General features: G+C 57.5%; 8 protein-coding genes. 5 read left to right on the top strand and 3 right to left on the bottom strand.

The features are described 5' to 3' along the window. Positions 1–50: 50 nt before the first annotated feature. Positions 51–2,975 (bottom strand): M20/M25/M40 family metallo-hydrolase, encoded by a 2,925-nt coding sequence (locus L6R21_12670; protein ID MCK6560040.1) that lies wholly within the window; start codon positions 2,973–2,975, stop codon positions 51–53. A gap of 1,056 nt (positions 2,976–4,031) precedes the next feature. Here L6R21_12670 and L6R21_12665 point away from each other — a divergent pair. Both L6R21_12665 and L6R21_12660 read left to right on the top strand, forming a co-directional pair. Further along, complete coding sequence (locus L6R21_12665; protein ID MCK6560039.1) at positions 4,032–6,248, top strand: formylglycine-generating enzyme family protein; 2,217 nt, start codon at positions 4,032–4,034, stop codon at positions 6,246–6,248. Between the two features lie 185 nt (positions 6,249–6,433). Next, complete coding sequence (locus L6R21_12660; protein ID MCK6560038.1) at positions 6,434–7,015, top strand: transposase; 582 nt, start codon at positions 6,434–6,436, stop codon at positions 7,013–7,015. 63 nt (positions 7,016–7,078) lie between these two features. On the opposite strand, the gene L6R21_12655 is transcribed toward L6R21_12660, so the two are convergent. Together L6R21_12655 and L6R21_12650 are read right to left on the bottom strand one after the other, a co-directional pair. After that, entirely contained in the window at positions 7,079–7,987 is a 909-nt protein-coding gene (locus L6R21_12655) for a ChbG/HpnK family deacetylase (GenBank protein ID MCK6560037.1), read from the bottom strand. Between the two features lie 17 nt (positions 7,988–8,004). After that, positions 8,005–8,994, bottom strand: a complete 990-nt coding sequence (locus L6R21_12650) for a DUF2961 domain-containing protein (GenBank protein ID MCK6560036.1) — start codon at positions 8,992–8,994, stop codon at positions 8,005–8,007. 83 nt (positions 8,995–9,077) lie between these two features. Here L6R21_12650 and L6R21_12645 point away from each other — a divergent pair, with 83 nt between their 5' ends. The 3 genes from L6R21_12645 (at position 9,078) to L6R21_12635 (ending at position 11,807) form a co-directional block, all read left to right on the top strand. Beyond that, on the top strand, positions 9,078–9,392 hold the full coding sequence (locus L6R21_12645) for a hypothetical protein (GenBank protein ID MCK6560035.1): 315 nt from the start codon (positions 9,078–9,080) through the stop codon (positions 9,390–9,392). A 1,375-nt stretch (positions 9,393–10,767) separates the two neighbouring features. Next, a complete protein-coding gene (locus L6R21_12640) occupies positions 10,768–11,289 on the top strand; it encodes a hypothetical protein (protein ID MCK6560034.1) in 522 nt (173 codons plus the stop codon). A 98-nt stretch (positions 11,290–11,387) separates the two neighbouring features. Next, entirely contained in the window at positions 11,388–11,807 is a 420-nt protein-coding gene (locus tag L6R21_12635; GenBank protein MCK6560033.1) for an SEC-C domain-containing protein, read from the top strand. Positions 11,808–12,127 lie beyond the last annotated feature (320 nt).

Raw genomic sequence — 12,127 nt, 5'->3', positions numbered from 1 at the left:
CAGCCGTGCGTGTCGCGGTCGCATTGCGCGGCACTTCCGCTTCGCCGCGACTACCGCACCAGTGCCATCTTCCGCACCTGCGTGAAATTCTCCGTCATCATCTTGCAGAAGTAGATTCCGGAAGCCACCGGTTTGCCCTCCGGCGTTTTGCCCTGCCACGACACGGTGTAGGTTCCCGGCGGCTGCACGCCATTCACCAGGCGCGCCACTTCCTGGCCGGCCGTGTTGAAAATGGCTAGCGTGACGTGGCTCGCCACCGGCAATTGATAGCGAATGGTGGTGCTGGGATTGAAAGGATTGGGGTAGTTTTGCTGCAAGGCAAATTGCTGCGGCACGCTGCCGTGCGGCGCAGTGCCCTCCTCGACCACCGTCGCCATCTCGCCCAAATCCGCCAGCGCTTTGCGGGCCGCTTCTGCCGCTGCTCCTGCCTCCATGAAATAAAGCGGAAAATCGAACACCACCAGACGGTAACGGTCGCTCAAATAGCGCAAGCCCACGGGCCGGCCGTGATTCACCCCGGCAATGCCCGCGGCGGAGACATAGTTGTAGATCGTCTCGGTCTGCGGCTCCTCTGCCAGCGGCGGCAGAAAAGCGTCGATCTCCAACAGGTTGCCGCTGAACAGCGTGGCGCGCAAGCTGTCGACCCTGAGCGAGGGATAGCCCGCCATTTGGCTTTCTGCCGCTTTGAAATCACGATCAGTGGCAACCCGGGCCGCGCGGATTTTCAGAAAGTCGCGCACAAAACTGCCGTTCGGATAAACGGCCTCGTTGCTCGGCGGCGTGCCCAGTGAGCGCAGCAGCGACCAGCCCACCAGCCAGAGATTGCCGCCCTGCGCGAGATACTTGCGCAACGCCACCGTGTCCGCCGTCATCGGCCGGGCCTGCCGCGCATCCACGTGCCAAATCACGGTGGAATAGATGCCCAGGTCGGCGTCGCTCAGGGCGATCTGTTGCGCCGTGCTGTCCGCCAGATCCCACTCACTCGTGACGTTGTAACCCGCCAACAGCGCGCGATAGAAGTTGTCCACTGCCTCATCGGTGGGCCGCAACGCGCTGCCGTCGCCGTCGCGCGTGTTGTCCACGATCAAGATGCCCTGATCATGCGTGGCCAGCCTTCCTTTCACCAAATTCGAGGCTGCGCTTTCGATCGCAGTGCGATCCACTGCCTTGATTTGGTAATAGTAAAAAGTGCGCGGCGCAACGTTGGCATCCTCCCAGGTGGTTTGCGGCGCCGGCACGAACGCGGCCAGGGCGAAACCTTGCTGCGGTGACAGGCTGCGATAGAGGTTGTACCCGGCCAAATCCAGTTCGACGTTGTTGGCTTGCCAGGTGAGCGTAATCGTGCTGGTGCGCGAGGTCGCCTCCAGTGCCGCGGGCGCCACCGGTGCGGTGCGGGGCGTGAACGCCAGTTCCGGCGTCAACAAACTCTCGTTGCCGCTTTGGTCGATGGCCGACACCGCGGCATACACGCGCTGGTTTTCCGTCAGGCCGCGCAGCGTATCCACCGGTGTGGTCAGCGTGAGAATTTGATTGTAATTGCCGCTGGCAGAGCCGAGATAAAGCTTGTAGCCCGCCAAATCCGGCTCTTGATTGGGCTGCCAGCTCAAGATTTGCGATTGCCCGTCGCCCACTTCCGCGACCTGCAGTCCCACCGGCGTTGCCGGCGCATTCGCCACTTTCACCACCGCGGCCAGCACCACCTTGATGGCTTCCGTCGCATAAGGAATGCTGATGTTGGCCACCACGTCCGAGGACAGATGCCAATGCGGGCTGAAGTCACCCTCTTGAATGAACAGTGCACGAAAGCCGTACTGTTGAAAGTAGAAATGATCGCTGCCGCTGCCGCTGGGCGCCACCACCGGAATCAGCGTGCTGTATTGCCTGGTCAGTTGCTCGACCAGCCGCGCAAATCCTTCTGTGGGGCGGTCGGTCAGAATGTTGAAATCAGGATAGGCATCCGCGACATTGGCGATCATGTCCATGTTGAGCACGAGATCGATGGGCAGGCCCTGGTTCAAGGCATTCTCCGCGAAATGCTGGCTGCCGCCCAAGCCCTGTTCTTCTCCGGCAAAGGGAATGAACAGCACCGTGGTTTCCAACTCCTCGCCGGCCAGCACGCGCGCCACTTCCAGCGTGCCCACCGTGCCGGAGCCGTTGTCATCCACGCCCGGCGCATACACCGCGGCATTGCCGCCGTCATACACCACTGAATCATAATGTCCGCCGACGATGATCAGCCGCGGCGTTTTGTGCGTTCCCGGTTTGGTTGCCACCACATTCAGTTGCGTGGTGTTGAACCAGGGGAAGGGATCGAACCGCACGTTGGTGTAGCCGAATTCCTGGAATTTTTTGAACAGCCACTGCCGCGCCGGCACGATGGAATCGGAGAAGGAATAGCGGCTGCGAAAATCCTCCAGCCGCCGCAAATATGCGCCGATGGTCGAGTCCGAAACTTGCTTCACCAAGCGCTGCAGCATGGTATCCGCGCCGGCAGCGGCCAGTTGCGGGTGAAATTGCGGTCCGCCGGCCACCAGCGGCAGCGGACGCTCTGCCAGCCGCACCGGCTGCAACCCCTGTTGCGCCGCCAGCAGCGCCTCTGCTGCGCTCATTTTGACTACGGTTTCCGTTGCGCTTTCAACAATGACCTTTGCGGTGCGCCCGGCGGGCAAGGTTTTGGCGAGCGCCGGCCGGCCGAGGAGATAGTACGGCTGCGACCAAGCCTCGCGATCGACAATTTCATGAGCGAGGCCGCTGCGCTGCAAGTGCGGCAGCTCCGTCACCGCAACGGTTGCCAGCACGAAGTTGTCCGTGCGCAAGCAAACTTTGAGCGGCAAGCCCTGCAAGCGGCTCACCTCCTCGGGCTGGCGCAGATCGAAGCGCACCAGCACCGCGGGACTCTGTCCCGACACCGCAAATGCAACTGCCAACGAAACCAGCCACCAGCGGCAAGCAACAACCATCTGATTCCATGTCATAAACGGCTCCCAAAAATCATCATGCGAAATGCGAATTGGAAACGGAGAAGGCTTGGGGCTGGCGGCGGGATGAAAAAGCGCGCAGGCGGCAGGGGAGATGCAAATCGGCGGAAACATTGGCTGCCGGCGGGAGGGAGACTGCCGGCAATTCACCCACTCCGGAGGAATGCCGGAGAGAGGTTTGCATGCGCTGCGCCAGTTTCGCCGCCCTTCGTTAGCTTTTCCTCATCGAACGCCAGGCCGTGTGCCAATGCTGCGACGAATCACGCGCATGGTAGCGCGCCGCTGGCTCAATTACAAGCCCTTTCTTCCCACTGGCGCCCTGCCAATGAAGGCCTTGTTTTTCCTTGCGCATTTCTGCATAATGAGCGCGCCGCGAGATTGCAGCCGGGTTGATATTTGAAGTCCTGTGGGCCGCGATGAACCAGGCGAATCCGGCCTCTCACCAAGTGACAAAGGCAGCAGCGGAACCGCGGAGTTGCAGAGAACGCGGGGAAGGGCAATTTTTGCCATAAGACGCTCAAAGTCGGAATAAAATTCTGAAAAATTCCTGACCACAAAGCAACCGCTTGTACCGCGGAGCCGCGGAGAGCGCGGAGTTGCCAAATCAAAAAGCCTTTCTCTGCGTTCTCAGCGACTCTGCGGTTCCGGTGTTGGTTTCATGGCGCCTCGGTGGGGCTTGGTGGTAACGCAATGGGTATCGATTTTCCAGGGCGTTGCCCTTCGCTTCCACATTTTGCCCCTTTGGGGCTTTGGGTCTGTGCTATAGAATTCGACCGAACGTTGTGATATTCGTCTCCTTGCAGTGAAATCGTGGTTTCGCCAGCAAAGATCTTTTCCAGCGGATTGAAACAAGCCAACTGATAGAGAGTTTTTTCATCTGTTGGGTTGTTACTGTCCGTTGGCGATTGCATTTGAGTTGCGATCTATCTGCGTTGGGTATCTTGCTGCATCTTGTTCTGAAATGGCAGCGCCCAACGTATGACTTGATCCGAACGAGCCGGAATCGAAGCAGGCAAAAGCGCATGCAAAGGCGCAGAAACGCGAAGAAAAACTATGCCAACTGATTACTCACCGCTGCTGCACTGGCTGAGCCAGAATGCTCTGCCCCTCCTCGGGATCGTCACTGCCGTGATCGCGGCCTACTACGGCGCCAAGCCGGTGTGGGAACAACACCGCAAGCAAAAACTGCTCGAGCAGAAGTTCGGTTCTGAATTCTACCATCCTGATCAGATCAGAAACTCGACCCGCTACTACGTGCCGCCCTATTGTTCGAGTGTTGACCCTTCGCAGGAAGCGGAACTGCGCCAGGTTCTCGTGCCCCAGGAAAAGCTTTTTGACGTCGTTGATCGCCATCTCCGCACCAGCGACAGCAATCGCCATTTGCTGTTGCTGGCCGATTCCGGCATGGGCAAGTCCTCGTTTGTGTTGAACTACTACGCCCACAACCAAAAACAACCGCGGCGCAAACGCCATCGCCTGGCAGTGGTGCCGTTGGGCGCGCCCAATGCCGATGCCTACATCACCAAAATCGCGGACCAGGCCGAGACCATCATTTTTCTCGATGCCTATGATGAAGACCTGCGCGCGACCAAAGATCATCGCGCCCGGCTGGCCGAGCTGATGCGCTTGTGCGCGGGTTTCAAGCGAATTCTGATTACCTGCCGCACGCAATTCTTCCCGCGTGATGAAGAGATTCCCAAAGACAGTGGCATCGTGCGGGTGACCCCGCGGGGACTGGGCGAGCGCGCCACCTATGAGTTTTGGAAGCTCTATTTGACTCCGTTCAGTGACGAGTTGGTCGATGCCTACCTTCACAAGCGCTACGGCCGGCTGCGCTGGCAAAAGCGCCAGCAAGCCCGCGAAATCGTTGCCAAAATTCCGCTGCTGAGCGTGCGGCCCATGCTGCTCGCCTACATTCCGGACGTACTCGCCAGCGGCAAACAGATTAAAACCGCCTCTGAGCTTTACAGCCTCATGTTGGAGAAATGGTATGAGCGCGAAAGCGGCTGGGTCAATCCCGATCATCTGCGCACCTTTTCCGAGCAAATGGCTTTTGATCTTTACGTCAACGCGGCCAGCCGCGGCTCAGAGCGCATCCCCGGCCAGGAGCTGCAACCGTTGGCGCAGAAGTGGAATATCGCGTTGGAGGATTGGCAACTGCGCGGCCGCTCGCTGCTGAATCGTGATGCCGAGGGCAACTACAAGTTCGCGCACCGTTCGATCATGGAATTTCTCGTGGTCAAACGGCTATTGGCCGAGGAACATTTCTCCGCTGATCTCAAGCTCACTGATCAGATGGAGGCCTTTTTGAGTGAGATGGCGCCTGACCCTCTTGCGATAAAGCCCGAGCTTGTCTTTTCAATAAGACTTCTGTTTGAAAAGACCACGCCGGTCCAACGCGCCCAAATTGGTGACAAGTTGGCAAAGCGCGGTGACCCACGGCTGGAGGTGACCACGGTTGAGCACATGCAATTCTGCCTGGTGCCGGCTGGTCCGTTTTGGATGGGAAGTCCTGACTTCGATAATGAAGCCTTGGAGAGAGAAAAACCACTTCACACCAATTCTCAGCTTGACTATGAATATTGGGTGGCACGCTTCCCCATTACCGTGGCGCAATACCAGCTCTTTGTGACTGCCAGTGGGCACAAACCAGCAAATTCTGAATGCCTGAAGGATCCTGCCAACCGGCCGGTGCGTTATGTGACTTGGCACGAAGCAGTGAAATTTTGCAAATGGCTCACCGCCAAATGGCAGCAGGAGGGACGCTTGCCGGCAGATTGGGCAGTGCAACTGCCGACAGAAGCGGAGTGGGAGAAAGCAGCGCGCGGCGGACTCGAGCTTCCAACAGAAATGAAAATTCAGCCGATTGCCGGGATCAAATTCGAAGAATCGTACAGCCCAGCTTTGCAGCCGAATCCTTTGCCGCAACGCCTTTATCTCTGGGGCAATGAAGCACAGGCGAATTTGGCCAACTACGATGAGACGAAGATTGGAACCACGAGCGCAGTGGGTTGTTTTCCCGCTGGGTGTTCGCCTTACTGCTGTGAAGAGATGAGCGGAAATGTGTGGGAATGGTGCCGGACGAAATGGCGGGAAAATTACAAACAGCCGGCAGATGATAGTCTTGAAGGCGAAGAAGTCCGCGTGTTGCGGGGCGGTGCGTTCCACTTCAATCAGTGGGGCGTGCGGTGCGCCTGTCGCCTCAGGGGCGATCCCGTCAACTGGTACTCCAACTTCGGGTTTCGTGTGGTTGTGTCCCCATTACTCTGAACTCTGAATCTCTGGACTCTGAAACTCTGAGCTGTTGCTGTGGTTGTTGTTGTTGCTGTTGCTTTTACAGAGCGAGCGCCAGCGAGCGGCTTCAAAAATTTTTGAAATTTTGCCCTTTTTACCGCCCGGGCGCTCGCAGCGCCCGGGCGGTAGCGGTGGTGACTCAATCATGGGAGGAATCAATCATGCCATATCGTTACGCCGAATTTCACGCCGGGGAATATTACCACATCTATCACCGCGGCCAAGATCGCAAAAAGATATTCTTCGCAAGCGAAAACTACCTTCACTTTCTGCGCCTGCTCAAGAAATATCGCGACGCATTTGAGATGAACCTCATCGCCTATTGCCTCATGCCCAACCATTTTCATCTCCTTGTACAGCCGAAAATCTCCGACAATCTTTCGCGCTTCGTGGGACGGCTCGAACAAAGCTATGCCCAAGCCATCAACAAACGGTATCACCGCCGCGGCAGCTTGTTTCATAACGAGAGATTCCGGCACGCGCACGTTTACAGCGACCGCTATCAGCTTATATGTTGCCGTTATATTCACCATAACCCAAAGAAGGACGGCCTGGTAGCCAACTTGCGCGACTGGCCGTTTTCCAACTATCTGGAGTTTGTCGGCGCACGAGAGGGTGAGTTGTGGATGCCTGCTTTTCGCGAGCGATTTTTCAAAACAGCGAAGGAATATGAGGATTTTGTCGCCGGCTATGGTACGGAGGAAGACAGAGATTTGGAAAAGTATCTGTTTGGTTCAAAATGAGCAATGTTGTGGGATTACCGCCCGGGCGCTCCGAGCGCCCGGGCGGTGGGCGGTGGATCAAGATCATTGCGTCAAACCCGGCCGCCGCATCTTCGCCAACCCCTCTGCCGCAATCAAATCGCGATACGTGATCAAGCGCACGCCGTGCTGTTCCACGGCCGCGCGGAATTGCGGGGACAGCAGCGCCGCCAGCTCGGCCTGGCGATGCTGGCTCATGTTCGCCAAGCCAAAGGCGTTGAGATCGATCAAGGCCGCCATCTCCGGCGTGTCGAGGCCGACGTGCATGACCTGCAAATTCACCCGCTGCCGATCGAGCTTCTGCAAGTGCGCCACCAGGCTGTCCACCTTGCCGGCTTGCGGGGCCGCATAGGTCGCGCTGGAATAAGCCTCGTCGAAATATTGCGGAATGCCGAGCTGGTGCTTCTGCGCCAGCTTCTCGACCATCCGCCGCCACTTCTCGGTTTGCATTGCCGTGCCCATGTGATGATCGAGATAGTCGATGCGCAGGCCGGTGCGCAACGCGCGCTCGACTTGCGCGCGCAGTTCCTTCTCCACTTCCGAATCCTTCGGGCGGTTGGCCATCAACAGCGCGCGCGAGGGGAAGAAAAAGCCTTCGCGGTCGACCAGCGAGGGCACTTGCGACCGGCCGGCCACCGGTCCCCAGCGATAGTTTTTCCACTCGGCATTCAAAGTCAAATGCACGCCCACGGAGACTTCCGGATGCGCCCGGAGGATTTCCACCGCCTCCTGATACCACGGGCAGGCGAACATCACCGAAACCGAAACCGGAATGCCGGCCGCGATGACTTGCTGAATCGCCATGTTCACCGCATGGCACATGCCGAAATCATCACAGCGAATGAGCAGGCGCGGCGCCTCGGCTTGCGGCGCGGTTTGCGCCGGGACCGGTGCCGGAGACCAGGCGCTCAACGTCAGCACCGACAACATTTGGACAGGCCACAAGTTCTTCATGAGAGCCACCCTCACAATCAATGAACCACCTCGCCGGCGCGGGCATCGCACGCGCTCGCTTGATACCAATAGGTCACCATCCCGAACTGCACCACGCCGTTGCCCGCGCTTTTGGCCTGCTGCAACGGCAGATTCTGCAACTCATATTCATAATTGATGCGCGCCCGCAGCGACGTGGCGAAGCGCACCGGATCATCGAGCAGAAAGCGATAGCACGCCAGCTTGGTGACGCCGCCCTCGTCGCGCAGGTAAGTCGTGCCGGCGCGGTCATCATACCACAATTTGCGCCAGTTCCAACTGAACCCGAAAAAGTCCTCCGTGCCGAGATAATTGCACACCGGCTGCGCGCTGCCGTCGATGAAGAACTCGACATTGCCTTCGCAGATGCCTTGATTCTCGGCGAAGTAGGGACACGCGCTGGTGGCGGTGAGGTGACAGCCCAGGAAGTGCCCGCGGCCCTCCGTATGCAGCAGAGGAATCGTTTCCTGCGGCAGGCGAACCGTGGCCGCGCGCCATTGCGCATGCAAATAGGCGTTTGCCGCCTCCCACGCCGGCAGACGTTCGGCGGTCACGTAGCCATAGCCGGTCACTTTTTTGTCCGTCCGGTTGAGGAGTTGCACGATAATCTCCTGCTGGAACGGCATGGGCAAATAGCAGAACAGTGAGTTGGTGGGTCTTTTCGCCATCACCGCGCTGGCGAAACAAAGCGATTCGCCGGCAAAGGAGTCGCAGAAAAAATCTCCCACCGGCGCATAAACCGAGGGGAAGGGATTGCGATCATACGTGACCGCGAGGAAAACACCGCGCAGCAGTTCTTCGCGATCATCGCCGGTGATATTGAGGGTGAGGTGAATCGTGCGGATAATGCCCGGCCCGGTGAAGCTGCCGATCGTGAGCGTGCTGCGCGGTTCCAAATCCGGCAGTTCGGGATGGTAGTCATGATGCCAGAGGCTGTTCTGCATCAGGGATTCATGGGGACGGAGCTTGTACAATTCTTGAAGAGGCATGGCAACTCCCGCAAAGCGCAATTCGTTCGAGGCCGCAGAAGCCGATCTTGCATTCGGGGCGTGAAATCAATATGCAGAATTCAATGAGAAAAGCAAGCGCCGGTCGCGCGACGAGTTCACTTCATGACCCGACTGTGCCGGAACCAAAGCAGGCAGAAGCGCTCGCCAAGGCATCAAAGGGTGCAAAGGAAAACGTGACCTCCGTCTTCCCCAACCCGTACGAGCCGGAACCAAAGAAGGCAAAAGCTCACCGCGAAGGCGCGCAAAGAAAAGACTCGAGTTTACTTCCCAGAAACACAACGAGCCGCAACCAAAAAAGAAAAACAACAGCTCACGCAAAGACGCAAAGATACGCAAAGAAAATCTTGACTTCAGACTTTCATGAAGAGAACAAATGATTGAAAAACCTTTGCGGGCCTTTGCGGCTCTGCATCTTTGCGTGAATTCTTTTAGCAAGAATCTCAAAAGTTGGAGATTTGAAAAAGTGTTACGAAACCCGTGTAAACACAGATCAAAATGGCACTCCTTGAAAAAATCTTTGCTTTTTTTGCACAAATTTGACTACTAAGGCATTGACGCGGTATCAAGTTACTGGGAGTACCAACTGAGGGTAAACGCTTTTGAGTGACTAAAGCCTGAGCCACAGATGAACACGGATTCTCATGGATTTCGTGTTTGGGCTTCATCCGTGGCAATCCGTGTCGATCCGTGGCTAATGCTCCTCGCTTCCCTTCCTTCCCAGAAACTTAACGCGGTATCAAGTCGCTGGGAGTACCAACTGAGGGTAAACGCTTTTGAGTGACTAAAGCCTAGGCCACGGATGAACACGGATTCTCATGGATTTCGTGTTTGGGCTTCATCCGTGGCAATCCGTGTCGATCCGTGGCGAAAGTTCATCACTCCCTTTCCAGAATGATCATTTCCCGAATGGCACAACGCCGGTTTCAAGCCTGCGAACGAAGGCAAGCAGGCCGCTTGCGCCAAAACATCTTCGCGGGCGGGATCGTTTCGCCAGCGTCATGCTCTATTCCGAACTTCAGACAAGTTGAATTCTGAAACCTTACGGGCAGCAATAAGGCCGATTCGTACACTGTTGCCTCGCACGAGGTATCCACCACCACTGTCATCCAAGTGTCATCCAGTAAGGATCCTGTGAAGATTGGGGCACACTGCCGTGCCATTCACCTCAAAAACTCACCGCCACGGCGCGCAGAACGCGGAGAAAGGCTTCTTGATGCAGCAACTCCGCGCTCTCCGCGGCTCCGCGGCGCAGATGTTTGCTTTGTGGGCTTGGATCTTTCAGAATTTTATTCTGACTGTAGAAGGCAAAAGATCACCGCAGAGTCGCTGAGAACGCAGAGAAAGGCTTTTTGGTTTGGCAACTCCGCGCTCTCCGCGGCTCCGCGGTGCAAGCGTTTGCTTTGCGGTCAGGAATCTTTCAGAATTTTATTCTGACTGTAGAAGGCAAAAGCTCACCGCCAAGGCGCCGAGAACGCGGAGAAAGGCTTTTTGATTTGGCAACTCCGCGCTCTCCGCGGCTCCGCGGGGCAAGCGTTTGCTTTGTGGTCCAGGATCTTTCAGAATTTTATTCTGACTGTGAGCGCCTTATGGCATCAGATGGATTCCCGCTTGACTATGTCGCGACGTTTTGGCAATATCCAACCGCAATTTCGAAAGCAGGGCGAGAACTGAGCACGGGCCTCGACGCTTGAGCCGGTGCCCGGCGTTGGGTTTTGCCGTGCCGGCGCAGGAATCTACCGTGGGAGTCAACTCATGGCACTCGTCGTTTTTCTGAGAGGTCTCAACGTTGGCGGCCACAGAACCTTTCGGCCGACTTTGCTGGCGAAACAACTGCACCACCTTGACGCCGTCAACCTGGGCGCAACCGGCACGTTTGTGATCCGGCAGCCCGTCAGCCGCACGCAACTGCGTGCGGAGATCGCACGCCGGCTTCCTTTCGCTGCCGCGATCACCATCTGCCAGGGCCGGGACATCATCCGGCTGTTGTCTCACGAGGCATTCGCGACACTGCCGGCGCGTGCCGATCTCGTCCGATTCGTAAGCATTCTGACGCGAGTTCCCTCGCAGTCACCAAGTCTGCCGATGACTTTTCCTGCCCGCGGCAAATGGCTGCTGAAAGTTCTCGCGCGCGAGGGCCGGTTCGTTTTCGGCACATACCGGCGGGACATGAAAGTGATCGGCTACCTGGGCCAGTTGGATCGAATTTTCGGCGTGCCGGCCACGACGCGTAGTTGGCATACCATCACAGCCATTGCCAAAGTGCTGAACGGATGAGCAGCGTGGCGGCCAGTTCAGCGCATTGTTTTCTTCTTTGATCGTGGGCCAAGCCTATGCTCGGCGGGTCTTTCACCTGAATATGAGAACGGGAAGATATGACCGACAAAGTTCGCAGGAATGATCCCTGTCCCTGCGGCAGCGGCAAGAAGTACAAGTCCTGTTGCCTGCGAGAGTCGCAGCCGGACAAGGGCGAACCGAAACTGCCTTCACTGTTTCGCTTCGAACCGGGCAGCTATGGTGAGGCCGGCGGCTTCCTGCCGTCCATCGCCTGCCTGACCCAAACAAGTGCAGACCAATGGCATCACCACTTCGTTCTCGTAAAACTGCCGGAGCAATATGAGGAAGAAGATGAAGCCGCCGCGGTGGCGGAAACCGACCTGCACAATGCCTTTCTGCGCAAGGAACAAACCGGATCGGAGGTCGCGGTTGCCGCGTATCTTCGGGCGAGAGGGTATGTCAGTGTAACCGGCTTCAACATCGCACAGGATGGCAACAGTACCGGGTGGAGAGGCTGAGAGGAAGTTTCACCGCGTCAAAAGCTGGCAGCGGATCAATGCAGAGGCCCGTGCAAGCGGCCAGGGTTGAACGAAGCCCGCTGCCGTGCCGGAGTTGGCGCTGCAGCAGTAAACCACTTCCTTTCTCTGGTTCCTTCGCTTGCTGCCGGCGCGCAACACTCATCAGGCTCAGTCCGAGGTCGCCTGGCCGGCTGCTGCTGTGGCGCGCGGCGCGCCTTGCCTTCGTCAAAAAATATCCAGCCCGCGAGCGCGGGCATGACTTGGGCAGCGTGGTACTCACCCCCGCGATCACTCTGTCTGTTCTCATTGGCAGCGCTCCA

The sequence above is a fragment of the bacterium genome, from assembly GCA_023150945.1.
Classification (GTDB): domain Bacteria; phylum Zhuqueibacterota; class Zhuqueibacteria; order Zhuqueibacterales; family Zhuqueibacteraceae; genus Coneutiohabitans.
Note: the sequence above shows the minus strand (reverse complement) of the source record. Positions and strands in the feature narration are given on the sequence as shown.

Coding starts and splice junctions, on each gene's coding strand:
- L6R21_12670 (MCK6560040.1), bottom strand. CDS start 2,975: ATGACATGGAATCAGATGGTTGTTGCTTGCCGCTGGTGGCTGGTTTCG.
- L6R21_12665 (MCK6560039.1), top strand. CDS start 4,032: ATGCCAACTGATTACTCACCGCTGCTGCACTGGCTGAGCCAGAATGCT.
- L6R21_12660 (MCK6560038.1), top strand. CDS start 6,434: ATGCCATATCGTTACGCCGAATTTCACGCCGGGGAATATTACCACATC.
- L6R21_12655 (MCK6560037.1), bottom strand. CDS start 7,987: ATGAAGAACTTGTGGCCTGTCCAAATGTTGTCGGTGCTGACGTTGAGC.
- L6R21_12650 (MCK6560036.1), bottom strand. CDS start 8,994: ATGCCTCTTCAAGAATTGTACAAGCTCCGTCCCCATGAATCCCTGATG.
- L6R21_12645 (MCK6560035.1), top strand. CDS start 9,078: ATGAGAAAAGCAAGCGCCGGTCGCGCGACGAGTTCACTTCATGACCCG.
- L6R21_12640 (MCK6560034.1), top strand. CDS start 10,768: ATGGCACTCGTCGTTTTTCTGAGAGGTCTCAACGTTGGCGGCCACAGA.
- L6R21_12635 (MCK6560033.1), top strand. CDS start 11,388: ATGACCGACAAAGTTCGCAGGAATGATCCCTGTCCCTGCGGCAGCGGC.